At 70.8% G+C, this 23,833-nt stretch carries 26 protein-coding genes; 17 read left to right on the top strand and 9 right to left on the bottom strand.

Annotation, left to right across the window (positions count from 1 at the left end; all coding sequences use genetic code 11):
• Positions 1–67 precede the first annotated feature (67 nt).
• From ACFVYR_RS33860 to ACFVYR_RS33850, 3 genes are all read left to right on the top strand, one after another.
• Complete coding sequence (locus tag ACFVYR_RS33860) at positions 68–523, top strand: hypothetical protein (RefSeq protein ID WP_384259739.1); 456 nt, start codon at positions 68–70, stop codon at positions 521–523.
• A 101-nt stretch (positions 524–624) separates the two neighbouring features.
• Complete coding sequence (locus tag ACFVYR_RS33855) at positions 625–1,287, top strand: hypothetical protein (RefSeq protein ID WP_384259741.1); 663 nt, start codon at positions 625–627, stop codon at positions 1,285–1,287.
• Between the two features lie 88 nt (positions 1,288–1,375).
• Positions 1,376–2,992: a hypothetical protein gene (locus tag ACFVYR_RS33850; protein ID WP_384259743.1), complete on the top strand. Its 1,617-nt coding sequence runs from the start codon at positions 1,376–1,378 to the stop codon at positions 2,990–2,992.
• Between the two features lie 137 nt (positions 2,993–3,129).
• On the opposite strand, the gene ACFVYR_RS33845 is transcribed toward ACFVYR_RS33850, so the two are convergent.
• Both ACFVYR_RS33845 and ACFVYR_RS33840 read right to left on the bottom strand, forming a co-directional pair.
• Entirely contained in the window at positions 3,130–3,618 is a 489-nt protein-coding gene (locus tag ACFVYR_RS33845; protein ID WP_384259746.1) for a glutathione peroxidase, read from the bottom strand.
• 11 nt (positions 3,619–3,629) lie between these two features.
• Positions 3,630–4,406 carry an ABC transporter permease gene (locus tag ACFVYR_RS33840; protein ID WP_384259748.1) on the bottom strand — a complete coding sequence of 259 codons (777 nt, stop codon included), beginning with the start codon at positions 4,404–4,406 and terminating at the stop codon, positions 3,630–3,632.
• Positions 4,407–4,572: 166 nt separating this feature from the next.
• Between ACFVYR_RS33840 and ACFVYR_RS33835 the strand changes: the two genes are divergently transcribed.
• The 3 genes from ACFVYR_RS33835 (at position 4,573) to ACFVYR_RS33825 (ending at position 7,164) form a co-directional block, all read left to right on the top strand.
• Complete coding sequence (locus tag ACFVYR_RS33835; protein ID WP_384259751.1) at positions 4,573–5,658, top strand: S-(hydroxymethyl)mycothiol dehydrogenase; 1,086 nt, start codon at positions 4,573–4,575, stop codon at positions 5,656–5,658.
• Entirely contained in the window at positions 5,658–6,314 is a 657-nt protein-coding gene (locus tag ACFVYR_RS33830; protein ID WP_384259753.1) for an MBL fold metallo-hydrolase, read from the top strand. The genes ACFVYR_RS33835 and ACFVYR_RS33830 overlap by 1 nt, the downstream gene beginning before the upstream one ends.
• Positions 6,315–6,450: 136 nt before the next feature.
• Complete coding sequence (locus tag ACFVYR_RS33825; RefSeq protein ID WP_384259755.1) at positions 6,451–7,164, top strand: DUF2470 domain-containing protein; 714 nt, start codon at positions 6,451–6,453, stop codon at positions 7,162–7,164.
• On the opposite strand, the gene ACFVYR_RS33820 is transcribed toward ACFVYR_RS33825, so the two are convergent.
• Entirely contained in the window at positions 7,129–7,416 is a 288-nt protein-coding gene (locus ACFVYR_RS33820) for a DUF1232 domain-containing protein (protein ID WP_384259758.1), read from the bottom strand. The two genes, ACFVYR_RS33825 and ACFVYR_RS33820, sit on opposite strands and share 36 nt — an antisense overlap.
• Positions 7,417–7,488: 72 nt before the next feature.
• Positions 7,489–8,310, bottom strand: coding sequence for an inositol monophosphatase family protein (locus tag ACFVYR_RS33815; RefSeq protein ID WP_384259760.1), 822 nt, complete (start codon positions 8,308–8,310; stop codon positions 7,489–7,491).
• A 164-nt stretch (positions 8,311–8,474) separates the two neighbouring features.
• Between ACFVYR_RS33815 and ACFVYR_RS33810 the strand changes: the two genes are divergently transcribed.
• Both ACFVYR_RS33810 and ACFVYR_RS33805 read left to right on the top strand, forming a co-directional pair.
• A complete protein-coding gene (locus ACFVYR_RS33810) occupies positions 8,475–9,248 on the top strand; it encodes an SDR family NAD(P)-dependent oxidoreductase (RefSeq protein ID WP_384259762.1) in 774 nt (257 codons plus the stop codon).
• Between the two features lie 189 nt (positions 9,249–9,437).
• On the top strand, positions 9,438–9,716 hold the full coding sequence (locus ACFVYR_RS33805; protein WP_384259764.1) for a DUF4190 domain-containing protein: 279 nt from the start codon (positions 9,438–9,440) through the stop codon (positions 9,714–9,716).
• 74 nt (positions 9,717–9,790) lie between these two features.
• Here ACFVYR_RS33805 and ACFVYR_RS33800 read toward each other — a convergent pair whose 3' ends face one another.
• Positions 9,791–11,026, bottom strand: a complete 1,236-nt coding sequence (locus ACFVYR_RS33800) for a lactonase family protein (RefSeq protein ID WP_384259766.1) — start codon at positions 11,024–11,026, stop codon at positions 9,791–9,793.
• Between the two features lie 302 nt (positions 11,027–11,328).
• Between ACFVYR_RS33800 and ACFVYR_RS33795 the strand changes: the two genes are divergently transcribed.
• The gene (locus tag ACFVYR_RS33795; protein ID WP_384259769.1) at positions 11,329–11,622 is read left to right on the top strand and encodes a hypothetical protein; all 294 of its coding nucleotides are present in this window, start codon (positions 11,329–11,331) and stop codon (positions 11,620–11,622) included.
• An 88-nt stretch (positions 11,623–11,710) separates the two neighbouring features.
• Here the strand turns inward: ACFVYR_RS33795 and ACFVYR_RS33790 are convergent, their stop codons facing one another.
• The 3 genes from ACFVYR_RS33790 to ACFVYR_RS33780 form a co-directional block, all read right to left on the bottom strand.
• Positions 11,711–12,727: a glutathione S-transferase family protein gene (locus ACFVYR_RS33790; RefSeq protein WP_384259772.1), complete on the bottom strand. Its 1,017-nt coding sequence runs from the start codon at positions 12,725–12,727 to the stop codon at positions 11,711–11,713.
• Positions 12,724–13,032, bottom strand: coding sequence for a hypothetical protein (locus ACFVYR_RS33785; RefSeq protein ID WP_384259774.1), 309 nt, complete (start codon positions 13,030–13,032; stop codon positions 12,724–12,726). Before ACFVYR_RS33785 ends, ACFVYR_RS33790 begins: the two co-directional genes overlap by 4 nt.
• A gap of 84 nt (positions 13,033–13,116) precedes the next feature.
• Positions 13,117–14,610: a cytochrome P450 gene (locus ACFVYR_RS33780; protein ID WP_384259776.1), complete on the bottom strand. Its 1,494-nt coding sequence runs from the start codon at positions 14,608–14,610 to the stop codon at positions 13,117–13,119.
• Positions 14,611–14,718: 108 nt separating this feature from the next.
• On the opposite strand from ACFVYR_RS33780, the gene ACFVYR_RS33775 reads away from it, so the two are divergent.
• Positions 14,719–15,327 carry a TetR/AcrR family transcriptional regulator gene (locus tag ACFVYR_RS33775; protein ID WP_384259778.1) on the top strand — a complete coding sequence of 203 codons (609 nt, stop codon included), beginning with the start codon at positions 14,719–14,721 and terminating at the stop codon, positions 15,325–15,327.
• 90 nt (positions 15,328–15,417) lie between these two features.
• On the opposite strand, the gene ACFVYR_RS33770 is transcribed toward ACFVYR_RS33775, so the two are convergent.
• A complete protein-coding gene (locus ACFVYR_RS33770; protein ID WP_384259781.1) occupies positions 15,418–16,176 on the bottom strand; it encodes a DeoR/GlpR family DNA-binding transcription regulator in 759 nt (252 codons plus the stop codon).
• 269 nt (positions 16,177–16,445) lie between these two features.
• On the opposite strand from ACFVYR_RS33770, the gene ACFVYR_RS33765 reads away from it, so the two are divergent.
• The 7 genes from ACFVYR_RS33765 (at position 16,446) to ACFVYR_RS33735 (ending at position 23,825) form a co-directional block, all read left to right on the top strand.
• On the top strand, positions 16,446–17,264 hold the full coding sequence (locus ACFVYR_RS33765) for an endo alpha-1,4 polygalactosaminidase (protein WP_384259783.1): 819 nt from the start codon (positions 16,446–16,448) through the stop codon (positions 17,262–17,264).
• Positions 17,265–17,385: 121 nt separating this feature from the next.
• Positions 17,386–18,714 carry an ABC transporter substrate-binding protein gene (locus tag ACFVYR_RS33760; protein ID WP_384259785.1) on the top strand — a complete coding sequence of 443 codons (1,329 nt, stop codon included), beginning with the start codon at positions 17,386–17,388 and terminating at the stop codon, positions 18,712–18,714.
• A gap of 9 nt (positions 18,715–18,723) precedes the next feature.
• Entirely contained in the window at positions 18,724–19,677 is a 954-nt protein-coding gene (locus ACFVYR_RS33755; protein WP_384259788.1) for a carbohydrate ABC transporter permease, read from the top strand.
• Complete coding sequence (locus tag ACFVYR_RS33750; protein WP_384259791.1) at positions 19,674–20,561, top strand: carbohydrate ABC transporter permease; 888 nt, start codon at positions 19,674–19,676, stop codon at positions 20,559–20,561. Before ACFVYR_RS33755 ends, ACFVYR_RS33750 begins: the two co-directional genes overlap by 4 nt.
• A 45-nt stretch (positions 20,562–20,606) precedes the next feature.
• Positions 20,607–21,563, top strand: a complete 957-nt coding sequence (locus tag ACFVYR_RS33745; RefSeq protein WP_384259793.1) for a carbohydrate kinase family protein — start codon at positions 20,607–20,609, stop codon at positions 21,561–21,563.
• A complete protein-coding gene (locus tag ACFVYR_RS33740; protein ID WP_384259795.1) occupies positions 21,560–22,903 on the top strand; it encodes an alpha-glucosidase/alpha-galactosidase in 1,344 nt (447 codons plus the stop codon). Before ACFVYR_RS33745 ends, ACFVYR_RS33740 begins: the two co-directional genes overlap by 4 nt.
• A gap of 43 nt (positions 22,904–22,946) precedes the next feature.
• Positions 22,947–23,825, top strand: a complete 879-nt coding sequence (locus ACFVYR_RS33735; protein ID WP_384259798.1) for an SIS domain-containing protein — start codon at positions 22,947–22,949, stop codon at positions 23,823–23,825.
• Positions 23,826–23,833: the final 8 nt, after the last annotated feature.

Below are 23,833 nucleotides of genomic sequence, written 5' to 3'. Positions count from 1 at the left end.
AAAGTCGGCGCTAAATGAGGTCAAGGCCCGGGCAACTGCCCGCCGTTCATCCGACCAAGGAGCGACCATGCGCCTTTGCGCTGCCCTCACACTCGGCATAGCCCTTTCCGCCACCCTGCCATCGGCCGCTCATGCGGACACAGGGGAGAAGGCGCCCGTTCCCGCCTGCTCCACCCACAAGGCACCCCTGAAGGTCGAAGAGGAGAACAAGTCCTGGTATTCGCCGAACGGACAAGTGGCGCTCACCCTGACAGATGACAACTCCCTTGTTCTCAAGGGCCCTGACGGAAAGGAGGTGTTCAGCACGACGAGACAGGCCGACTCGAACCAGAACGGCTACGCTGAACTCACCCCACAGGGCGAGCTGACGACCTACTACTACGACGCCGTCGTCGGCGGTCTTGTTCGGGTATGGCACTCGGAGTCCGGTCACGCGATGTACAAGGACGCGGCTCTCCAGATCTGCGACGACTCCACGATGCGCATCGTCAGCGGCCCCAACCTGCTGTGGTCAGCCCCTTAGCCGCCCAGGCGGGCAGAAGCGCGCTTTCGTCACACCCTTCCGTCGCGCATGCGCGCATTCGGCTCCAACTGCTTTCCCCACAACCCGAAAAGGAGAAAAACGTGGACCCTCGCAAACTCGCTGCGATTGTCGCCCCCGTCATGCTGACAGCCGGAATCCTCGGTGCGTCAGTGGTGGCGGCCCCCAACTCCGGGGCGGTGGACCCGGCGCCCGGGGACACCTCGGCAAGCGCATCACCGAGCATCACCTATTCCCTCGCCCCGTCACCGATCAAGGCAGAGGCGGAACCGGCGGCCACTCCGACGGTGAGCCAGCCCTCGGTCTCGCAGAAGAACCCGTGTGACTCCAGCACGGGCGGCCAACCGCAGTCACCCGCGTGCAAGATGAAGAGCGGGGTCGAGGAACGCCTCAAGGCATGCCCGCCCGCCGCGACGGCGTCACCCTCGCCCGCGCTGCCGGCCGGGGGCGACACCGGGGCCAATCAGCCTCCCCGCTCGGATCTCCCCGCTTCCCCACGCGCCGCGGGAGACCCGCACATCTCCTCGTGCATGGACCAAGTGGCGGGAACCCAGGGGGCGCACACCCATCAGAAGGCCTTCCAGGACGGCCTTGAGTCCAAGGTGACGGGCTTCCAGGAAGCTCAGAAGGAACGCGACGCTCCGTTCAGCGCCGTGGTGTCGGACGTCTGCTCCATCCCCCTGTCGCTGCTTGCGAATGTCCCGTCCGACGTCACTCGTTTCGACCCGAAGGGGAAACTCTGCTGACCGTGCCGCAAGAACCGAGCCAGTTCGTGCATGCAGTGGCCGGCACTTCGGTGCCGTGAATGAAAGCGAGAGAGAAATGAGACAGAGAATGAGCCGTCGTGTGCTCCTGGCGGTCGGCGTGGTGATGGCCTGCCTGCCGGCAACTGCCGTCCAAGCGGCGGCCGCGGAACCGACGCCCCCGAAACTGGAAGAGAAGGAAGTGGCGGTACCGGTCGTCAATGGGTCCTTCAGCCAGCCCCGGGCCGAGCGCACAAGCAGCGCCAAGAGCTGGGAGCAGCTCTACGGAAGCGCGGAGAAGAAGCCGTGGTACTGGGGTGGCTCCGACCCGAATTCCGCGGCCGGTGTGATCGTCGCGGCCGGTGCGGACCGAGCGGGCCGCAGCGACAACAAGCAGGCCGTGCGGGTCGATGCGCTGCTCACCGCGGACGGCAAGGATCTCGAGGCGGGCAAGCATCTGAAGACGCGGCTGTGGGATGTGCGCAAGGGGTCCCGAGTGACCGTGCGCTTCGATTACTCGCCCACGATCGACAAGGCCTGCCCTGCGCCCGTAGCGGGAGCGGCCCCGCAGCGAAAGAAGCTCCGGCTGCAGATGCGCATCGACCGTGAGGTCGCGTGGGACGAGCAGGTCGACGAACCGACTTTCGTGGTCAAGGACTCGAACGGCACCAAAGTCGATGTGGGGAGGGCCAACTGGAAGACGGTCACTCACGAGTTCGAGGCCAAGAACGACCACCCTGAAGTGGCCTTCGCCCTGCCCGACGTGCAGATCAGTGAGAGCAACAAGTCGGCGGTGGCGCTGCCGTGCCACCCCATGATCGCCGCCGTGTCGGCACGCCAGCGACCCATTCAGGTCGACAAGAGCCGGCGCAAGACCGATCTGCCGCCCGCCAGGTCCTTCAAGGGCAATGACCCTTCCGGGACCAACAACGAAGCACTGGCGAAGTGCGGAGCGGACACCGGAGGCAACTGCAAATTCACCCTCAACCAGCGGTACTCCTACGGTTACTACGACCGGCCGAGGCCGGTCGGCGAGGTCTACGAGAACTGCACGTTCGGTGAGAACAGCGCCTCGGCCGCCCTGCGGGACAGGAGGAAGGTCGTCTACCGCGAGCGTTCCTTCGACAGTGCCACTCAGTCGGCGAACACACAGTTCCTCGACTCCGGTTCGCACGACGGACTGACCGCCACGGACCTGAGCCATGACGTCTCACACGCCGCGCCCAAGGAGCCGGGCGCCCAGCTGGACGCCGACCAGAAAGCCGCAGGGCAGGCGGCCGTGCACTTCGCGGCGGCCTACGAGAAGGTACGTGACCAGCCGTGGCAGTGGTCGCGCTCGGCGGAACGCGAGATCGACGTCGTCACCCCCAAGAGCCACGCGAGTTGGGTGGAGGTGTCCGCCGCCCGCGAACGGGCTGACGGCCACTACACCGTCACCAGCACGAGCACGGGCACGGGTGAGGAGACCGTCTACCGGCAGTTCATCACCTACGACGGCCCCTCCCGCATCACCTCCGACCGCGTCTTCCAGCGCCACGGCACGCTCTCACCCACGGAGATCGAGCGCTGCAAGACCCACCGGCCGCTGCCCTACACCCCGGCCGAGGAGCCGGTGGTGCCCTACGACCCGAAGGACAGGGACGTGGAGGATGAGTCCCTCACTCCGGGGACGGCTGTCGGTAACCGGATGCTGCCCGCCAAGAAGTGATCCCGGCCGTCGCACCCAGGAAACCCAACCCCCCGGCGCCCGCCCCACGAACACGTGGACGGGCGCCGGGTACCAGGACACGCTCGACATGATCCTCACCCACCACGCGTCCGCCTCCGTGACGGAGCCGACCCGGGTCAGGCCGGAAGGTGCTCCTCGATCGCGGCGACGAGCTCCGGGGAGTCGGGCTCGGTCTGCGGCGAGAAGCGGGCCACGACGTCACCGGACGGACTGATGACGAACTTCTCGAAGTTCCAACGGATGTCGCCGGTGTGGCCCTCCGCGTCCGCCGAGCCGACGAGCTTCGCGTACAGCGGATGGCGGCCCTCGCCGTTGACGTCGACCTTCTCCGTCATCGGGAAGGTCACGCCGTACGTCGCCGAGCAGAACTCGGCGATCTCCTGGGACGTGCCGGGCTCCTGGCCCATGAACTGGTTGCAGGGCACGCCGAGCACGCTGAAGCCGCGCGCCGCGTACTGCTCGTGGAGCCGTTCGAGACCCGCGTACTGCGGAGTGAGTCCGCACTTGGAGGCGACATTGACGACCAGGACGGCCTTGCCCTCGTACTGACGCAGGTCGGCGGGGCCGCCCTGCAGCGCGCCGATTTCTTCTTCGTAGACAGACATAGTGACCGACCCTACGCCCCGCGGTGCAGCCTGCCCCGGGCGACCAGCTCGACCGTGACGGCCACGGCGACCGACTGGACCGCCATCAGGGCGATCAGTACGAAGAGCTGCACCGCTCCGGCGAGCACCGGGGAGGCGCCGCCGAGCAGCATGCCGACGAAAGCGCCGGGCAGGGTGACGAGGCCGACGGTGCGGGTCTGGTCGAGTCCGGGCAGCAGCGCGTCCGACGCGGCCGGGCGGACGATCTCCAGGCGGGCCTCACGGTCGGCGAGGCCGAGGGCGATGCCGGCCTCGAACTCGCCGAACCGGGTGCGCAGTTCGTCGAGGGAGCGGCGGCCCGCCAGGACCGTCGCGGTCAGCGCCCCGCCGATGAGGATGCCCGTCACGGGGATCATCGCGACACCCCGTACGGGAACCAGCCCCGCCAGCGCGAGCCCGGTCACCACCGGCACGACGGGGCCCGCGATCGGCAGTGCCGCCCACACCCACGTGCCGTTGGGCGTGATGCGGCGCCCCGCGGTGCGCACGGCGACGGCGGTCATGAGGAGCAGGAAGCCGAACAGCGCCGGTGTGTGGTGCACGACCCAGCCGATCGCCAGGGAGACGGCGGCCAGCTGGGCGGTGGCGCGCACCCCGGCGATCACGATCTCGCGGCCCCTGCGGCGCGATCCGTCGGGGGCGAGCCGGACGACGGCCGCCGTCGTCGCGGCCACCAGGAGCAGTACGAGCAGAGCCACGGCGAGCGCGGTGTTGACCGGCAGCAGGGCCTGGGCGGCGAGGTTGCGCACGGCCTCACCCTAGGGTGCGGGGGCCGTCTCCCCGGCGCGCCGGGGCCATGGCTTTGCCGCGCGTCTGCGCCCAGGCACTCGTACAGGCCGGTGGCTGCTGTGCGAGGGGGCTCGACCTGCGACGATGTGACGGGTAAGACGTCGCGGAAACAGAAGGGCTGAACTCATGGCGCAGCAGGTGCGGGGCGTGGTCGCCCGCGCGAAGGGCGAGCCGGTGCGGATCGAGACGGTCATCGTTCCGGATCCGGGGCCGGGAGAGGCCGTGGTGAAGATCCAGGCGTGCGGTGTCTGCCACACCGACCTGCACTACCGCGAGGGCGGGATCAACGACGACTTCCCGTTCCTGCTCGGCCACGAGGCGGCGGGCGTCGTCGAGTCGGTCGGCGACGGCGTCACGGAGGTCGCGCCCGGCGACTTCGTGATCCTCAACTGGCGTGCGGTGTGCGGCCAGTGCCGCGCGTGTCTGCGCGGCCGCCCCCAGTACTGCTTCGACACGCACAACGCGAAGCAGAAGATGACGCTCACCGACGGCACCGAGCTCTCGCCCGCGCTCGGCATCGGCGCCTTCGCCGAGAAGACCCTGGTCGCCGCCGGGCAGTGCACCAAGGTCGACCCGGCCGCCTCGCCCGCCGCGGCCGGCCTCCTCGGCTGCGGAGTGATGGCAGGCATCGGCGCCGCCATCAACACCGGCAACGTCGGCCGGGGCGACTCGGTCGCGGTCATCGGCTGCGGTGGCGTCGGCAACGCCGCGGTCGTCGGCGCCCGTCTCGCGGGCGCCGCGCGGATCATCGCGGTGGACATCGACGACAAGAAGCTGGAGACGGCGAAGGGCCTCGGCGCCACGCACACCGTCAACTCCCGCTCCGCCGATCCCGTCGAGGCCGTGCGCGAGCTGACCGGGGGCAACGGCGCCGACGTCGTCATCGAGGCGGTCGGCCGCCCGGAAACGTACGAGCAGGCCTTCTACGCCCGCGACCTGGCAGGCACGGTCGTCCTGGTCGGCGTCCCGACCCCGGAAATGAAAATCGAGCTTCCGCTGCTCGACGTCTTCGGGCGCGGCGGCGCGCTCAAGTCGAGCTGGTACGGCGACTGCCTGCCGTCCCGCGATTTCCCGATGCTCATCGACCTGTACCAGCAGGGGCGCCTTGACCTGGACGCGTTCGTCACGGAGACCATCGCGCTCGAAGACGTGGAGAAGGCCTTCGAGCGCATGCACCACGGCGACGTCCTCCGCTCGGTGGTGGAGTTCTGATGGCGGCCGAGGCCACGAGCGACGCGTCCGGCGTGCGCATCGACCACCTCGTCACGTCCGGGACCTTCTCCCTGGACGGCGGCACCTGGGAGGTCGACAACAACGTATGGATCGTGGGTGACGACCGCGAGTGCCTCGTCATCGACGCCGCGCACGACGCGGACGCCATCGCGGCGGTGGTGGGGGAGCGCAGGCTCGTCGCGATCGTCTGCACGCACGCCCACGACGACCACATCGACGCGGCCCCCGCGCTCGCCGCCCGCACGGGTGCGCCCATCCTGCTGCACCCGGCCGACGCGGAGCTGTGGAAGCAGACACACCCCGACCGCGCCCCGGACGGCGAACTCGGTGACGGGCAGGAACTTGCGGTGGCCGGCACGGTCCTGAAGGTGCTGCACACGCCCGGCCACTGCCACGGCGCGGTCAGCCTGCACGCCCCCGGGCTCGGCACCGTCTTCACCGGCGACACGCTCTTCGCCGGCGGTCCCGGCGCGACGGGCCGCTCCTTCAGCGACTTCCCCACGATCGTCGAGTCCATCAGGGAACGGCTGCTGACGCTGCCGCCGGTGACGGTGGTCCGGACCGGGCACGGCGACAGCACCACGATCGGCGACGAGGCGCCGCACCTTCAGGAGTGGATCGCCAGGGGGCACTGACCGGTCGACCCGATTGACCTGCACCTCATGACACCTCATGGCCTCGCGTGGTTCGCCGCGCGGGGCCATGAGGCGTACTGGCCCTGTTCCGAGATCTCGGTTAAGTTAGGCAAGGCTTACCTAATGGAGGTTGAGGATGGGTGTCCGTCAGAGCAGCACGACCGTGCCCACGGCGGCGGCACGCGCTCGTTCCGTGCTCGCCAGCGCGTGGTCCTGCGCGGTGACCACAGAGATCGGCAGGGACGAACTCGTGGGCGCGCACAGCGTCACCGACGACGGCAGGATCCGGCTGTCACCGCCCGACGACAGCGCGCTCGCCGCCGCCCTGATCTGCGCGCCCCGCGGCGAACCGGCCACCCTGCTGGAGTTCGCCGACGTCGCGCCGGTGCCGCTCAGGGACCGGATCCGGGCCCGGCTCCGGCTGTCCGGGTCGTTGGCGTACGACGGGCAGGATCTGATCCTCGAGCCGACCAGCGCCGTGCTGCACGACTCCACGGGGGAGCGGCTGGGCATCGAGCCCGACGAACTCGCCCTGACCGTGCCCGACCCGCTCACCGAGGCGGAGCCGCGCCTGCTCACCCATCTCGCCGACGCCCACCCGGACGCCGTCGAGCAACTCACCCGCCTCATCAGCCCCGACAGCCTCCAGGGAGTGGTGCGGGTACGCCCCCTCGCCATCGACCGGCACGGCATCTCCCTGCGCCTCGAACGCGCCCGCGGGCAGGCGGACGTCCGCCTGCCGTTCCACCGGCTCGTCGAGGACGTCACGCAGGTGACGGAGTGCATGCACGCCCTCCTGATGAAGGCGCGCCTCTCAACCGCGCGGCGCGGACGGACCGTCGGGGGCTGACCGCATCGACCGCAGGGCCAGCACCAGTACCCCGATGTCGTCGAGGAAAATGGGGTCCGGCAACAGGTCGGTGGGCAGCACGAGATAGGCGACAGCGGCCCAGAAGACCCACTGCCGCTCGACGGGAAGCCCGGCTCTGCGCAGGGCGCGCCGGGTCCGGACGAGGCGTACGAGCAGTACGACGGCGACGGCGAGGGTCGCGGCGACCAGAAGGGCGGCGCCGACGAGAAGTGCGGTCAGGTCCGTGCTCATACTCATCTACGTTAGCCAGACCGAAGCCCTACGTCCGGTTTCCGCGCCCGCGGCGGTGGCGGCCTTCGGTGCTCACTGGCCGCCGCCGCGGATCATCACGATCAACCGCCCGTGGGTCTCCGCGTCGGCCGCCGCCACAAGACCGTGGCCCCCCGCTCCGACCGGAGCGCCGTCGACCCCGGTGACCACGCAGCCCGCGGCCCGGCACAGGGCGATGCCGGCGGCGAAGTGCACGCTCCCCGACAGGTCGCCGCCGTCGGTGACGTACGCCGCCCGCTTGCCGGCCGCCACCCAGGCCAGGGCCAGGGTCGTGGAGACGACCCTGGGCCGGAACCGTTCGACGAACTCGGGGTGGGCGAGCAGATCCACGCCCCGGAACCCGGGCGCGCCGGGGAACGGCGGATCCAGATTGACGTCCACCAGCCGGGTGGCTGCCGTCGGCGCCAGCGGCGCATCGCTTCCCTCGTGCCGCACCCCGGCGGTCTCGCCGTCGGTGAAGAACACCTCACCGCTGAACGGGTCGGCCACCGCCGCGGGCCCGTCGCGCAGCGCCACGTTGACGGCCACCAGCATGGCGCCGACGGCGTAGTTCAAGGTGCCGCACAGGGGATCCACCAGCCATTGGCGCGCGGTGTCGGCGGCACCCCGCTGCCCGCCCTCCTCGCCGAGCATCGCGTCATCGGGGCGGGCGGCACGGATCACGCCGAGGATCTCCTTCTCGGCCGTGACGTCGGCGGCGGTGGCGAAGTCTCCGGCGCCCTTGTCGATACGGGCGAGGTGGCGGCCGTACATGGCACGCACCACGTCCGCGCCCGCACGCGCGGCGGCTATCGCGATGTCCGTGTCGTTGTCGGCCGAGTCCGCGGATGAGTTGTTCGCGTAAGAGTTGATCACGTGCGGGAGGCTACCGGGGCGCGTACGCCCACGCGTTGGGGGCGAAGCGGACCCGTGCCGAACCTGTCGAGCGTGGGCGAACAACGCGGCGAACCCCTCCATTGTGGGAGATCTCATGATCATTGAGAGGTGCGGTCCCGGGCCGCAGCGGCTTTACTCACGTCATGACCGAAACGAATGGACTGCTGGCCGGCAAGGCCGTAATGATCACGGGTGCGTCGAGCGGGATCGGTGAGGCGGCGGCCCGCCTGTTCGCCGCCGAGGGGGCGGCGGTCCTGCTGATGGCCCGCCGCGAGGACGTACTGCGCAAACTCGCCCAGGAGATCAACGACTCCGGCGGCCGGGCGGCGGTCAGCGCGGGCGACGTCGCGGTCGCCGAGGACGTACAGCGTGCCGTCGACGCGACGCGCGAGCACTTCGGCGCTCTGGACGCGGCGTTCAACAACGCGGGTTACGCGGGCGAGGAACTGGCGCCGCTCCACGCGCTCGACCAGGCCGTCTTCGACCGCACGATGGACGTCAACGTACGCGGCACCTGGAACTGCCTGCGTTCACAGATCCCCGTGATGCTCGAAGCGGGGAAGGGTGCGATCGTCAACACGGCGAGCACCGCGGCCATGGTGGCCACCGGCGCCCCCGTGCCCTACGTCGCCGCGAAGCACGCGGTACTCGGCATGACCAGGGCCGCCGCGGCCGAGTACGCCGCGCACGACATCCGCATCAACACGCTCGTCGTCGGAACCACCCGCACGGAGATGATCAGCCAGGTGGTCGAGACGCGACCGGAGCTGGAAAAGGCCTTCGTCGCCCGCCAGATGCAGAAGCGCATGGCCGAGCCGGTCGAGATCGCCCAGGCGGCACTGTGGCTGTGCAGCGACCGCGCCTCGTTCTCCACGGGGTCGGCGCTCGCGGTGGACGGTGGCCTGACGTCCAACTGACGGGAGGCAGGCCCCTGTTGTTCTGCTTACGCAGTGCAACGGGGGCCTTTTCGCTCGCCGCCGCTCTACTGCCGGCTGTCGCCACTGTGTCCGCTCGGCCGACTAGGAATCGGAGTTCGGGGCACTCGGAGTTGCGTCACGCAATACGGGAATTCGATCTCAGGAATTCGATCTCCGAGAGGTGTGGTCATGTCGGCTTACGGCAGTTCGTCAGCGGCTTCTTCCGGTTCGCGGACTAATGGTCTTGCGGTAGCCGGTCTTGTCTGCGGCATCGTCGGCTTCTTCTTCCTCAGCTTCATCCTCGGTCCGCTCGCGATCGTCTTCGGTGTCGTCGCCCTGCGTCAGAAGGCGGGCAGCGGAGGCATGGCGAAGGCGTCCGTCATTCTGGGCGTCATCGACGTGGTCCTGTTCATCGTGCTGCTGGCCGTCGCCGCCTCCGGTGGGTTCAACTGGTACATCGGCGGGTGATCGCGCGTAACGAAAGACGAGTTGCGGGGGCGCGGTGAGCGGTTTGTCGCTGGAGCGCCGTGCATGACGCTCCGTCACAGCGGTAGCACGCACACCGCGACCGGCGCCGCGAACGGCTTCCCCGTGCGGCGGAGTTCACCGCTCCGCCCGTCGACGTGGAAGACGCTCACCGAATTCGACTTCTGATTCGCGGTGAACAGGAGTCGCTCGGACGGGGAGAGCGCCAGGTGCCGGGGGAAGTCCCCGCCGACGGAGACCGTGTCCAGGAACCGCAGCCCGGCGCCGTCCCGCTCGATCGCGTACCGGGCGATGCTGTTGTGCCCCCGATTGGCGAGGTAGGCGAAGCGTCCCTCGCGCGTCACCACGAACTGGGCCGGGTAGTTGGTGCCCTCGTCCGCACCCGTTGGCTGCGGCTCGCCAGGTGAGAGGCGGCCGGTGACGGGGTCGTACGCGCAGACCACGACCGTGTTGTCCAGCTCGTTGGCGAGGTAGGCGAAGCGGCCCGAGGGGTGGAAGGTGAGATGGCGCGGGCCCGCGCCCGGGCGCAGACTCGCGTGCGAGACGCGGCCGAGGGTGCCCGCCTTGTCGTCGAGGCGGTAGGTGTAGACGGTGTCGTTGCCGAGGTCGACGGCGAGGACGTGCCGGGCGTCCGGGGACGTACTGATCTGGTGGGCGTGCGCCCCCTGCTGGCTGGGGCCGGGCGACGGAGTGGAGTGCGTGACCAGATCGGTCCGTTCCCCCAGCGCGCCGGAGGCTCCGATGGGGTGGACGGCCACACTGCCGGAGGCGTAGTTGGCGCTGAGCAGCCAGCGCCCGCCCGGGTGCACGGAGAGGTGACAAGGGCCCGCGCCGCCGGTGTCGCGGGTGCCGAGTACCCGGTGCTCGCCGGTGGGGGAGAGCGCGACCGCTGTCACGCCGCCCTTCTCGCGCTCGTCGACGGCGTAGAGGGTGCGGCCCGAGGGGTGCAGCGCCAGGTATGAGGGGTCGGGGACGCCGGTGAGCGTGCCGGTGCCGGTGATCCGACCCGTCGTCTCGTCGTACGTCGCCAGGCCGATACCCCGTCCGCCGCCCTCCTGCGAGGTGTACGTCCCCAGGAACAACTGCCGCTCGCGACGCGGGCGGTGCGCGACGGAGGAGGCGGCGGCCCGGTGGGTGGGGGCAGGTCGCTCGCTGCCCCTCGAAGCCGACGAGGCGCAGCCCGACACGGAAGACACCGCGCCGACGGCCACCGCACTCATCAGCGCGCCGATGACCCGCCGCCGCCCCGGGCTGCCCCCGGAATCCGTTGCCGACCCTGATCCGCTGTTCATACCTACACCTCGTGTGTCGGTGGTGACGGATGTGGCAGACACAGTGTCCCGTACGCGTTGGAGCGGACAAGAGGTATGACCGCTCGTGTTCGATGCGCGGCAGACGGGGCGCGGCTCATGGCACAGGCCCGGGCGAGCCGTGAAGGTCCACCTGAGCCTCAGCCCAACCCTCACCCTAAAGCTGAGGTTGAGGCGGCTATCGACCCCGGCAAAGACAGGCTCTGCCCCTGCGGGGCACAGGTGTAGCCCGAGCGGCCGACTGGCGAGGTGGTCCCGCAGGTCACCGTGGAAGAGTTCCGGGCATGACCGAAGCGTATCTGTACATGGCAAACCCCCGGATCACGGTCCTCGGCGTCCAGCCCGGGCACCCGCCGTTCCGCATCGTGGAGATCGACGGAGAGGTCGTCGGCAAGGCGAAGACCGTCACCGACGTCCTGGACGCGGCCGCCATGGCGGGCATCACCGTGCACGACCTGGACGACCCTGACGCGGTGCGCTGGGTGGGCGGCGACCAGTTCACCTGGCGGGCGGTCGGGGACCGGGCACCGGGCCGGGCCGAGGAACCGCTCGCGGACCCGGGAGGCGCGGCCGGCTGACCCGGCGGGCCGGGCCTCGCCGGGACGAGCCGGGCCCCGCCGGGACGAGCCGGATGGAAGTCAGGGCGGGGAACTCAGGGCGCGGACATCAGGGCCGCCCGCTCGCGCCCACCTCCTCCCCGGCAGGAACACGCCCCGGCGGTGTGCCGTCGCCGAACGGCCGCCCGCCCAGCTCCTCCCGGTGGTGCGGTGTCAGCCACCCGGAGAGGTCCGGGCCCAGGGGCACGACGGCGGTCGGGTTGATGCCCGTGTGCACCTGGTAGTAGTGCCGCTTGATGTGGTCGAAGTCGATGGTGTCGCCGAAACCCGGGGTCTGGAAGAGATCCCGGGCGTACGCCCACAGCACCGGGTCCTCCGCCAGCTTGTGGCGGTTGCACTTGAAGTGGCCGTGGTAGACGGCGTCGAACCGCACCAGTGTGCTGAACAGGCGGATGTCCGCTTCGGTGAGGGTGTCCCCGACCAGATAGCGACGGGTCGCCAAGCGCTCGGAGGTTAGCTCCAGACGGCGGAACACATCGCGGTACGCCGCTTCGTACGTCGACTGGTCCGGGGCGAAGCCCGCCCGGTACACGCCGTTGTTGACGTCGCGGAAGATACCCTCCATGACGGTGTCGATCTCGTCGCGCAGCGGCTCGGGGTACAGATCGGGCGCGCCCTCGCGGTGCAGGGCCGTCCACTCCGTGGCGAGGTCGAGCGTGATCTGCTGGAAGTCGTTCGTGACCAGTTTGCCGCTGGGCACGTCCACGATCGCGGGCACGCTGACCCCGCCGGGGTAGCCGCTCTCACGCGCCTCGTACGCCTCGCTCAGGAAGCGGATGCCGAGGACCGGGTCGCGGTCGTCCGGATCCAGCGTGAACCGCCAGCTCCGGTCGTCCTGGATGGGGTCGGTGACGCCCAGTGAGAGGGCGCCCTCCAGACCGAGCAGCCGCCGCGCGACGAGCGCCCGGCCCGCCCAGGGGCAGGCCCGGCTCACCACCAGCCGGTAGCGCCCCTCCTCGACGGGCCAGCCGTCCCGGCCGTCCGCGGTGATGCGGTCCGCGAAGTGGCTCTTGGACCGCTTGAACTCCTTGTGGCCGTACGAGGCGTTGCCCTGGTCCTCGCTCATGACTGGCTCCCTTCGCGGGCGCACGAGCGAGTCATCGGCACCCGCTCGGCATGGGTGCCCCCGGCGGTGGCGCGCGGGGGCGGGGGCGGTGCGAGGTCGTAGATCCGGTCGATCAGGGCCGCTTCGTTGCCCGCGAGGCCCGCGCGGCGCAGCGCTTCGTCGGCTTCCGCGATCGGACCCGCAAGCAGCGTCGCCGCGGCCACGGGGGAGACCGACGCGGAGTCGGAGAGTGCGGCGCGCGCCGTGTGCAGCAGGCGCAAGCAGGCCTGGGCGGCGAGCAGTTCCTCGGACGTCGTGCCGGTCATGTCGAGCGACTCCTCTGCGCTGGGTGACGTACGGCATCGTGAGATGCCACCTCCACTCTCGCGCACGGGTCTGACAACGGCGCCCTACGCGGCCGGGGCGCGGCGGGTCAGCCGCAGCGTGAGGCCGTCCGGCATCAGGGTGAGACGCTCGGCGACGCGCAGCCGGTAGCCCGGATCGGCGTGCAGGTCGTAGCGGCGCAGCAGCAGGCCGAGCACCAAGGTCGCCTCGTGCAGCGCGAACTGACGTCCGATGCAGGCCCGGGCGCCGGTGCCGAACGGCTTGAAGACATGGGCGGGCCTGGCGCGTACGGCCGAAGGGGCGAACCGGTCGGGGTCGAACTCCTCGGGGCGCTCTCCCCACGCCGCCGGATCGCGGTGCAGCATCGTCGCGAGGACAAGCGCCCACGCGCCGCGGCGCATCGGATGGACGCCCCCGAGGACGGTGTCCTCGCGGGCCTCGCGGGCGAACCCCGGAGCGGTCGGCCACAGTCGCAGCGACTCGTCGAGGACCCGCCGCAGATAGCGCAACTTGGCGACCTGCTCGTACGCGGGTTCGTCCTCGGCGCCCCAGACCTCGTCGACCTCGGCCCGCGCGCGGGAGAGCACTTCCCGGTTGCGGGAGAGGTAGTGCAGCGCGAACGACAGGGCACCGGACGTCGTCTCGTGCCCGGCGACCAGGAACGTGATGACCTGGCGGCGGATGTTCTCCGCGGTGAGCCGCTCCCCGGTGTCGGGGTGGGCGACCTCCAGCATGCGGTCGAGCAGATCGCCCTGGCCGCCCCGCCCGGGCGCGGCACGGCGGGCGGCGACCACCGCGTCGACGGTGCGGTTGAGGTACGCCATGTCGGCGTCGTTGCGCCGGTCGGCGCCGCGCAGCAGCAGCGGGGACAGCAGGGGCGGGACCACGTTGCGCCGCTGCGCGTAGGAGAGGGTGCCGACCATCGCCGACACGAAGGGGTGCGGCGCGGAGCGTTCGAAGGAGCCGAAGTCGTGCCCGAAACCGGTGCGGGCGATCGTCTCCAGCGTCAGCTTCGTCATGTCGCCCGGCACGTCCACGGCCCGCCCCGCCGACTCCCGCTCGTCCCAGCGCGCCGTCAGCTGCCGCGCCACGTCCAGCATCAGCGGGTGGTAGCCCGCCATCGCCTCACGGCTGAAGCCGGGCGCGAGGATGTCGTGGGCCAGCTGCCAGTTGGGCTCGTGGTTGTACGCCGTGAAGAGCCCGTCGCCCGCCACCGGGCGGAGATTGGCGACCCCGAGGCCCACGTGCTTGGCGAACCGCGACTCGTCGGCCATGTCCGCGGCGAGTTCCGCGCCCCACACGAAGACGAACTCCTTGCCGAACGCCTTGCGCCGGAAGATGGGGCCCAGCCTGCGGGCCAGCTTCATCGAATCCTGGAGCGGGGTGCGGACGTCGGCGCCCAGGATGTCGCCGAGCAGCGGCAGCCGACGCGGCGGATGCGGTATCCGGTGCAGCTCGGGCCAGCCGAGCTCGGCGCTGCGGAACCCCTTCGGGGGAGGGGTGGGCGCGGCCTGCCCGTCAGGACCGTTCGCCGCCGCGGACCGCGTCGTCTGCGCCATGTGCCCATCTCCCTTGTCCGACGGGCCCGTTGGGCCTGTTGTACGTGGATTCAACAAGAGATCCCAGTCTGGTACCGCTATTGAATTCGCGTCAAGTAAGGTGCCTGCATGGCCGCGAATCCGCAGGAGCGCACGCGCCGCAGACTGAGCACCGAGGAGCGGCGTGAGCAGCTGCTTTCGGTCGGGGCGCGGCTCTTCGCGCAGAAGCCCTACGACGATGTGTGGATCGAGCGGGTCGCCGAGATCGCCGGTGTCTCGCGCGGCCTCCTGTACCACTACTTCCCGACCAAACGGGACTTCTTCGCCGCCGTCGTGCACCGTGAGAGCGAGCGCATGCTGCGCCTGACGGCGGCCGAACCGGGACTGCCGGTCCGGGAGCAGATCACTACCGGCCTCGACGCGTTCCTCGGCTACGTGGAGAGCCACGCCCAGGGATTCCGCGCCTTCCACCGGGCCGAGGCGGCGGGTGACCCGCTGGTCCGCGAGGTCTACCGCAACGGCCTCGCCGCCCAGGAGCGGCAGATCCTCGCCGCTCTCGCCGCGGACCCGGACGCCGCGGACGTCACCCAGGACCTGCCGGCGCTGCGCCTGGCCGTGCGGGGCTGGCTCGCGTTCATGGTGGCCGTCTGCCTGGAGTGGCTCGAGGCACCGGACCTGACGCGCGGGCAGGTACGCGACCTGTGCGCGAAGGCGCTGCTGGGCGCGATCACGCGCTGAGGCGGAGCGTTCCGCGCGTTGGGCGGAGCGTTCTGCGCGTTGGGCGGGTTCAGCGGCAGGCCCGGCAGGCCCGGCAGGCCCGGCAGGCTCTCAGACGACCGTGACCCGCACGCCGACCGCCCCGATCGCCGACAGCTCGGCCTCCGGTGCGTCCCCGTCGGTGATGAGGGTGTGCACGTCGGCCGCCGGGCAGATCTTCGCGAACGTGGTCCTGCCGATCTTGGAGTGATCGGCGACGACGACGGAGCGGCTGCTGTGGAAGGCGAAGGCGCGGTCGGTGGCCGCCTCCAGCTGGTCGTGGGTCGTGCAGCCGTGCGCCGCGCTGATGCCGTCGACGCCGAGGAACGCGATGTCCGTGTGGTGGTCGGCGAGGGTCTTCTCGGCGATGGGGCCGATCAGTTCGTAGCTCTGGCTGCGGGCGGTGCCGCCGACCACGATCAGGGTGACGGCCGGGCGCAGCACCAGGGCGGCGGCGATGTTGACGGCGTTGGTGACGATGGTGACGCGGCCCCGGTCGGCGAGCAGCCGGGCCACTTCCGTGGTGGTGGAGCCGCCCGTCAGGCCCACCACCGCGCCGTCGGGGACGAGGTCGGCGGCGGCCTGGGCGATGGCCTGCTTCTGCGGGGAGCGCTGGTCCGCGCGGTGTTGCAGCGGCAGCTCGATGCTCAGCCCGCCGGCCACCGCCCCTCCGTGGGTGCGTTCGAGCAGCCGCTGCTCGCTCAGGTGCTGCAAGTCGCGTCGCACGGTGGCCTGGGAGACCCCGAGGAGCCGGGACAGCTGCGTCACATCGGCGCTGCCCCGCGTGGCGACGTGGTCGAGTATCCGCACATGGCGGTCGCTTCTCAGCACGGGGTGAGCATAGTCCGGGCGAGCAGATCCGCTCACCGATTTCCAGCATCTGTGCGCACTTCTGCTTGAGTTGACGAGATTTCTGTCAATACCGATCCCTTGACATGGCTGAACACGCTCGATTTACTCCCTGGCAACGCCGATGCCGAGCACTCGGCGCAGAGGTACGCCCAGCCGGTATGTGGCTTGTGCCATGAGCCCGGACTGAGTCGCCAGGACCGCTCCCGGTCCGAGGCGGGGACGTGCCCTCCCACAGCTGGAGCTCACCGATGAGCCTCAATCGTGTTGTGCGCAGGTGTACGGCGGTGGCCGCGGCCTGTGCGGCCAGCGCCGCGGCCGGCCTGCTCGCGCCCTCCACGGCGTCGGCCGCTGCCGCCGCCCCCGCGCCGCCGCCGGCCCATGCCGGCTTCGACTACCAGATCGGCGGCGCCTACACCCCGCCCGCCGGCGTCGGAATCGTCAGCCGCGACCACGGGGCCGCCCCCGCGCCCGGCCTGTACAACCTCTGCTACGTCAACGCCTTCCAGGCCCAGCCCGGGGCCGAGAGCCAGTGGGCCCCGGACCTGCTGCTGCGCGACAGGAACGGCGACGTCGTGTACGACGGCACCTGGGGCGAGGCCGTCCTCGACATCCGCACCGCCGACAAGCGCAAGCGGATCGCCGCCAAGGTCGACAAATGGATCGACGGCTGCGCGACCAACGGGTTCCAGGCCGTCGAGCCGGACAACTACGACACGTACACCCGCTTCCCCGCCTACCTGAAGGCGAGCCACGCCAAGGCCTTCGTCTCGCTGCTCTCCGCGCGCGCCCACGCCAAGGGCCTGGCCATCGCGCAGAAGAACACCCCGGACCTCGCCGCCGCGCACAAGGAGACCGGGCTCGACTTCGCCGTCGCCGAGGAGTGCGGCGAGTGGGACGAGTGCGACAAGTACGCGGCCGCGTACGGCGATCACGTCCTGGTCATTGAGTACTCGGCCGCCGGACTGCGCAAGGCCTGCGCGGGCTGGGGCGACCGGCTGAGCGTCGTCCGCCGTGACGTCGGTGTCTCGCCCAAGGGCAACAGCGCGTACCTCCGCCGGACCTGCTGACGTACGGCCGGGTTCCGGGCGACCGGAACCCGGCCACCCCCCTCTTCACCGCACGGGCCCCCTCACACGAGCACGCTTCTTCCCCCTCGGCGGGGCGCGCCCGATCCTCCTGGAGGTAGTGATGACTGCAGTACCCGGCGCGCCAGGTGCGCCGTCGCGGCGCACCGTGCTGCGCGCCGGCGGCGCCGGGGCGCTCGTGGCGGCCGGTGGCGCGCTGTCCGGCTGCGCCACCGGAGCCGCCGACGGCGTCGGCTCCGACGGGCGCGTCACCATCCAGATGTGGCACGGGCAGACGGACATCGCCGCGAAGGTCGTCAAGGGCCTCGTCGCCGAGTTCGAGCGCACGCATCCCGGCATCCGTGTCGACCTGGGCGGCGGAGTCCTCGCGGACGCCATGCTCCAGAAGGTCACCGCGGCGCTCGCATCCGGGTCCTACCCCGACATCGCCTACGTCTTCGGCTCTGATTTGGCGAGCGTGGCCCGCAGCCCGCAGGTCGTCGACCTGACCGACCACGTCCGCGACGCCGCGACACCATGGCGGAACTACTGGGCGCCGGCCCGCGAAGCCGTCACGATCAACGGCCGGGTGCGTGCCCTGCCCGCGCTCCTGGACTGCCTGGCCGTGGTCTGCAACAAGAAGCTGTTCGCCGAGGCCGGACTCGACCTGCCAAAGGCGGGCTGGACCTGGCAGGAGTTCACCGACACCGCGCGCCGTCTCACCGACGCGGGCAAGGGCCGGTTCGGCACCGGCTGGCCCGGCACCGGCGACGAGGACACCGTATGGCGGCTGTGGCCGCTGGTATGGGACCTCGGCGGCGACATCATCGGCGACGACGGGCGCAGCATCGGCTTCGCGAAGGAAGGCGTACGCGCCCTGGAGATCGTCCAGGAGCTGGCCCGCGACAGAAGCGTCTACATCGACCCCAAACCGGGCAGCGAGCAGATGTACCAGGTCTTCCTGTCCGGGCGGATGGGCATGGTGGCGACCGCGCCGTGGCAGCTGCCGGACATCACGCAGGCCGAGATGGACTACCACGTCGTCCCGCTGCCCAGCTTCAGCCGCCGCCCGCTCACCATCTCGGGACCCGACACCTGGACCCTCTTCGACAACGGTGAAGCGCGCGCCAAGGCCGCCCGCACCTTCGTGACCTGGCTGATCCAGCCCTCCCAGGACAGCCGGTGGGACGTCGAGGCGGGCAGCCTCCCGCTGAGCCGGCGCAGCGAGGACCACCCGGCCTGGCGCGGGCACGCCGAGCGCACCCCGGGCCTCTCCGTCTTCACCGACGCGGTCGCCTCCGCCCGCGTACGCCCCGTGCACCCGGCCTACCCGCGGATCTCCCGTTCCGTGGGCCGGGCCGTCGTCTCGGTGCTGCTCGGCCGCACGAGCCCCGCCGACGCGGTGCGCTCCTGCGCCGAGGAGTCCAACGCCGCCCTGCTCATCCCGCGTTGAGGACCTGACATGCCCCGACTTCCCACCCCGCTGACCATGCCCCGGGACCGCTCCGGCTCGCGCGCCCTGCGCCGTCGGCGCCGCGGCGAGGCCGCCACCGCCTGGGCGTTCATCTCTCCCGCGGTGCTCGTCATCCTCGGCCTGAGCGTCCTGCCCGTCGTCTGGTCGCTGCTGCTGTCCTTCCAGGCCAACGACCTCGTCACACCCAGCCGCTGGGTGGGCCTCGACAACTACCGCGCCCTGCGGCAGGACCCCAACTTCCACCAGGCGGTGAAGAACACCGTCGTCTACACCGTCCTCTACGTACCGCTGAGCATCGCCCTGGGGCTCGCCCTCGCCCTCGTCCTGAACCAGCGCATCCGCTTCGTCGGCCTCTACCGGACGCTGTTCTTCGTGCCCTTCGTCATCTCCGCCACGGCGCAGGGCGTGCTGTTCTCCTTCATCCTCGACCCCGAGTTCGGGGCCGCCAACGCCGTCCTGCACCACCTGGGCATCTCACCCCAGGGCTTCCTCACCGACCCCTCGCAGGCGCTCCTCGTCCTGGTCGCCATCACCCTGTGGAGCGGTACGGGACTGTGCACCGTCATCTACCTGGCCGCGCTCCAGGACGTACAGCAGTCCCTAATCGAGGCGGCCCGCCTGGACGGCGCGGGCCCCTTCCAACTCCTGCGGCACGTGACGCTGCCCGCCCTCGCACCGGTGAGCGTGTTCCTGCTGCTGTGGCAGACCATCCAGGCCCTCCAGGTCTTCGACCTGGTCTACGTCACCACCAAGGGCGGCCCCCTGGGTTCCACCACCGTGATCGTCTACTTCATCTGGGAGCAGGCCTTCAAGGAATTCACCGCCGGGTACGGAGCCGCGGCCGCCTACGTGCTCGCGGTGGCGCTGCTCGTCATATCCGTCGTGCTGCGCGCGGTGCGCGGCCGCGAGCGCACCCCTCGTACGAAAGCAGCCGCCTCATGACAGCCACCACGACCGAGCCCTCCCCTCTCACCGCCCGCCCGGCCGCGGTGCCCGCCCGGCGCCGCCGCCCGCGCGTGCCGTTCAGCGCCTGGCACCTGCTCCTCACGCCGCTGGCCGCGCTGTTCGCGATACCGCTGGTGTGGCTGCTGCTCAGCTCGGTGATGTCCAACGCGGAGATCAACCGCTTCCCGCCGGCGCTGTGGCCCTCGAAGATCGACCTGGGTGGCTACCGCTACGTCCTCGGCAACGGCATGTTCCCGCGATGGCTGCTGAACTCCGTCATCGTCTCCGCGGTCGCGGTGACCTCGAACCTCGTCTTCGGCGCGCTCGGCGGATACGCGTTCGCCCGGATGCGGTTCGCCGGATCGCGGCTGCTGCTCGTGCTGATGCTGGCGACGATGGCGGTCCCGTTCCAGCTGACGATGATCCCCACCTTCCTGGTGATGAAGAAGCTCGGGCTCATCGACACCCTCGGCGCGCTCATCGTGCCCTCACTCGTCACGCCGTTCGCGGTGTTCCTGCTGCGACAGTTCTTCCTGTCGCTGCCCAGGGAGCTGGAGGAGGCCGCCTGGATCGACGGCTGTTCACGGCTGCGGGTCCTCTGGTCGATCGTCATGCCGCTCGCCCGCCCCGCCCTTGCGACCGTCGCCGTACTGACTTTCCTGACCACCTGGAACGACCTGACCTGGCCGCTCATCGCCATCAACCACGACACCCAGTACACGCTCCAGCTGGGCCTGACCACGTTCCAGGGACAGCACCACACCCGCTGGTCCGCGGTGATGGCGGGCAACGTGATCACGGTCCTTCCGGTGCTCCTCGCCTTCCTGTTCGCCCAGAAGGCGTTCATCAGGTCGGTCACCTCCAGCGGCCTCAAGGGCTGACCCCGCCCACCCCACCCACCATCCGTACGAATCCGAAGGACCGCGATGCCGCCCGCGTACGACCTCCTCGTCATCGGGGACGCCAATCCCGACGTGATACTCGGCCCGCTCACCGACCCGCTCGCGTTCGGCCAGCGCGAGCAGCTCGTCGGCTCCGGCGCACTCACCCTCGGGGGCTCCGCCGCGATCATGGCCTGCGGTGCCGCCCGGCTCGGCCTGAGCGTGGCGTTCGCCGGCCGCGTCGGTGACGACGACGCGGGCCGCTACGTCCGCGACGAGCTGACCGCCCGGGGCGTCGACACCCGCGCCCTCACCCTCGACCCCGCCCTGCCCACGCCCCTGACCGTCGTCCTCACCCGCGGCGACGACCGCGCCATCCTCACCTCACCCGGCACCCTCACCGCCGTCTCCGGCAAGGACGTGCCCGAGGACCTGCTCACCCGCAGCAGACACGTCCACGCCGCCTCCTACTTCCTCCAGCCGCGCCTCGCCGAAGACCTGCCCGGCCTCTTCGGCACCGCCCGCGCCCACGGCGCCACCACCTCCCTCGACACCCAGGACGACCCGTCCGGCGCCTGGGACCGGACCGCACTCGACGCCGTCCTCGCCGAGACCGGCCTCCTACTGCCCAACGCCCAGGAGGCCCGGAGCCTTGCCGGTCCCAAAGCCCGCACCCCTGAGCTGGCCGCCCGGCTCCTCGCCACCCGCGTCCCACTGGTCGCCGTCAAGAACGGTGCCGACGGCGCCCTGTGCCACGACGGGCAGCGCCTGACCAGCGCGCCCGGCCTCACCCTGACCCCCCGGGACACGGTCGGCGCCGGAGACAGCTTCGACGCCGGCTTCGTCGCCGCCACGCTCCACGGCCACCCTCCGTACCAGGCCCTGCGGTTCGCTGCCGTGTGCGGAGCCCTCTCCACCCGGGCCCACGGCGGCACCCGGGCCCAGCCCACGTGGGACGAACTCCTCGCCCACACCACCCTCAGCGGAGCACACGCCTCATGAATCGTCCCAAGATCGCCTTCATCGGTGCCGGCAGCGTCGTCTTCACCCAGGGCCTGCTCGCCGACCTGTTCGCCTTCCCCGAGCTCAAGCACGCCCGCATAGCCCTGCACGACATCGACGCCGAACGGCTCGCCACCGCCGAGGCCGCGGCCCACTACATCGCCCGCGAGCTCGGCGCCGACGCCTCCATCACCGCGCACGCCGACCGCCGCGCCGCCCTTACCGGCGCCGACTTCGTCATCAACATCGTGCAGATCGGCATGGGCGACGCCACCCGCACCGACTTCGACGTCCCGGCCGGTTACGGCCTGCGCCAGACCATCGGCGACACCCTCGGCGTCGGCGGCATCTTCCGCGCCCTGCGCACCTTCCCGTTCCTGAAGCGCCTCGGCGAGGACATCGCCGAGCTCTGCCCCGACGCATGGCTGCTCAACTACACCAACCCGATGGCCATGAACGTCCAGTACCTCACCGAGGCGACCGGCCTGACCCGGGTCGTCGGCCTGTGCCACTCCGTGTACTGGACCATGCAGGACCTGGCCAAGCTCGTCGACGTCCCGTACGAGGAGATCACCTACCGGGCCGCCGGCGTCAACCACCAGGCCTGGGTGCTCCGCTTCGAGCACCGCGGCAGCGACCTCTACCCCCGCCTCGACGAACTGATCGCCAAGGACGAGCAGTTGCGGCGTCGCGTCCGCGTCGACATGTACCGGCGGCTCGGCTACTACCCGACCGAGACCAGCGAGCACTCCTCCGAGTACGTGCCCTGGTACCTCCACCACGACAGCGAGATCGACCGCCTGCGGCTGCCCGTCGGCGCCTACCTCGGCATCGTGGAGGAGAACGTCGCCGAGTACCACAAGACCCGCGACGCTCTGGCCGAGGGGGCACCGCTCACCGTCGAGGGCACCATGGAGTACGCGCCGCAGATCATCCACAGCATGGTCACCGGCACCCCGCGCACCGTCTACGGCAACGTCCCCAACCGAGGCCTGATCGACAACCTTCCGGCCCACGGCGTGGTCGAGGTGCCGTGCCTGGTCGACGCGGCAGGCATCCAGCCCACCCGCGCCGGAGCCCTGCCCCCGCAACTCGCCGCCCTCAACCGCACCTACCTCAGCATGAACGACCTGGTGGTACGCGCCGCCCTCGACGACGAGCCGCGGCACGTCCGGCAGGCGGCCATGACCGACCCGGCCACCGCCGCCACCCTCACCGTGGACCAGATCTGGCGGCTCTGCGACGACATGGTGCGGGCCCACGGGGAGCTGCTCCAGCCGTCCCTGCGCGTCACGCTGGTCGACCCGGCGGGCGGCCCGGGAACCACCTACGTCGGCTGAACCGAAGATCCCACCCTCACCAAGGAACGGAACACAGCGCTTCATGTCACTCACGAGCCAGGAGATCGCCAGCCAGCCGCAGTGCTGGGAGACCGTGCTGAGCCAGTCGCTCGACCACGAGAAGGCGTTGCCCACGAAGGGCGAGCACGTCGCCGTGATCGGCTGCGGAACCTCGCTGTTCATGGCCCAGGCCTATGCCCAACTGCGCGAGGACAGCGGGCACGGCGCGACCGACGCCTACCCCGCGTCGGTGGCCCGCCTCAACCGCCGCTACGACCGGATCATCGCCCTGACCCGCTCAGGCACCACCACCGAGATCCTCACCGCGCTCGCCGAAGCCGATCCGGCCACCCGCGTCACCACGATCACCGCGGTGCCCGACTCCCCGGCGGCCCGCGCGGCCCACGACGTGATCGTGCTCGACGGGGCCGATGAGCGGTCCGTGGTCCAGACCCGCTACCCCACCACCCAACTCATCCTGCTCCTGGCCCATTTGGGCCACTCCGTCGAGCGGGCCCGCAGCGACGTCGCCACCGCGCTCGGCGCGCCCCTCGACCCCGTGCTGCTGCGGGCGGAGCAGATCACCTTCCTCGGCGAGGGCTGGCACGTCGGGCTCGCCCACGAGGCTGCGCTCAAGGTGCGGGAGGCAGCGGCGCGGTGGACCGAGTCGTACCTGGTCAAGGAGTACCGGCACGGGCCCATCGCGGTGGCGGGACCCGGCCGCGCCGTATGGAGCTTCTCCCCGCTGCCCGCCGAACTCGCCGACCGCGTCGAGGCCACCGGCGCATATCTGCGGCGGCCCCGGCTCGATCCGCTCGCCGAGCTGGTCCTCGCGCAGCGGGTCGCGGTGCGCCTCGCCGAGGACGCGGGCCGGGACCCCGACCGGCCCCAGCATCTGACGCGGTCCGTCGTCCTCGCCTGAGACCGGTC

Origin of the sequence: Streptomyces sp. NPDC058284, from assembly GCF_042881135.1 — a bacterium.
Taxonomy (GTDB): Bacteria; Actinomycetota; Actinomycetes; order Streptomycetales; family Streptomycetaceae; genus Streptomyces.
This window is presented reverse-complemented; position numbering and strand designations above follow the sequence as displayed.

Bases quoted from the DNA above. Each gene is read 5' to 3' on its own strand.
- ACFVYR_RS33850 (WP_384259743.1), top strand. From the start codon at position 1,376: ATGAGCCGTCGTGTGCTCCTGGCGGTCGGCGTGGTGATGGCCTGCCTG.
- ACFVYR_RS33860 (WP_384259739.1), top strand. From the start codon at position 68: ATGCGCCTTTGCGCTGCCCTCACACTCGGCATAGCCCTTTCCGCCACC.
- ACFVYR_RS33760 (WP_384259785.1), top strand. From the start codon at position 17,386: ATGACTGCAGTACCCGGCGCGCCAGGTGCGCCGTCGCGGCGCACCGTG.
- ACFVYR_RS33775 (WP_384259778.1), top strand. From the start codon at position 14,719: ATGGCCGCGAATCCGCAGGAGCGCACGCGCCGCAGACTGAGCACCGAG.
- ACFVYR_RS33790 (WP_384259772.1), bottom strand. From the start codon at position 12,727: ATGAGCGAGGACCAGGGCAACGCCTCGTACGGCCACAAGGAGTTCAAG.
- ACFVYR_RS33795 (WP_384259769.1), top strand. From the start codon at position 11,329: ATGACCGAAGCGTATCTGTACATGGCAAACCCCCGGATCACGGTCCTC.
- ACFVYR_RS33745 (WP_384259793.1), top strand. From the start codon at position 20,607: ATGCCGCCCGCGTACGACCTCCTCGTCATCGGGGACGCCAATCCCGAC.
- ACFVYR_RS33755 (WP_384259788.1), top strand. From the start codon at position 18,724: ATGCCCCGACTTCCCACCCCGCTGACCATGCCCCGGGACCGCTCCGGC.
- ACFVYR_RS33830 (WP_384259753.1), top strand. From the start codon at position 5,658: ATGGCGGCCGAGGCCACGAGCGACGCGTCCGGCGTGCGCATCGACCAC.
- ACFVYR_RS33785 (WP_384259774.1), bottom strand. From the start codon at position 13,032: ATGACCGGCACGACGTCCGAGGAACTGCTCGCCGCCCAGGCCTGCTTG.
- ACFVYR_RS33805 (WP_384259764.1), top strand. From the start codon at position 9,438: ATGTCGGCTTACGGCAGTTCGTCAGCGGCTTCTTCCGGTTCGCGGACT.
- ACFVYR_RS33740 (WP_384259795.1), top strand. From the start codon at position 21,560: ATGAATCGTCCCAAGATCGCCTTCATCGGTGCCGGCAGCGTCGTCTTC.
- ACFVYR_RS33800 (WP_384259766.1), bottom strand. From the start codon at position 11,026: ATGAACAGCGGATCAGGGTCGGCAACGGATTCCGGGGGCAGCCCGGGG.
- ACFVYR_RS33735 (WP_384259798.1), top strand. From the start codon at position 22,947: ATGTCACTCACGAGCCAGGAGATCGCCAGCCAGCCGCAGTGCTGGGAG.
- ACFVYR_RS33835 (WP_384259751.1), top strand. From the start codon at position 4,573: ATGGCGCAGCAGGTGCGGGGCGTGGTCGCCCGCGCGAAGGGCGAGCCG.
- ACFVYR_RS33820 (WP_384259758.1), bottom strand. From the start codon at position 7,416: ATGAGCACGGACCTGACCGCACTTCTCGTCGGCGCCGCCCTTCTGGTC.
- ACFVYR_RS33750 (WP_384259791.1), top strand. From the start codon at position 19,674: ATGACAGCCACCACGACCGAGCCCTCCCCTCTCACCGCCCGCCCGGCC.
- ACFVYR_RS33810 (WP_384259762.1), top strand. From the start codon at position 8,475: ATGACCGAAACGAATGGACTGCTGGCCGGCAAGGCCGTAATGATCACG.
- ACFVYR_RS33825 (WP_384259755.1), top strand. From the start codon at position 6,451: ATGGGTGTCCGTCAGAGCAGCACGACCGTGCCCACGGCGGCGGCACGC.
- ACFVYR_RS33780 (WP_384259776.1), bottom strand. From the start codon at position 14,610: ATGGCGCAGACGACGCGGTCCGCGGCGGCGAACGGTCCTGACGGGCAG.
- ACFVYR_RS33765 (WP_384259783.1), top strand. From the start codon at position 16,446: ATGAGCCTCAATCGTGTTGTGCGCAGGTGTACGGCGGTGGCCGCGGCC.
- ACFVYR_RS33845 (WP_384259746.1), bottom strand. From the start codon at position 3,618: ATGTCTGTCTACGAAGAAGAAATCGGCGCGCTGCAGGGCGGCCCCGCC.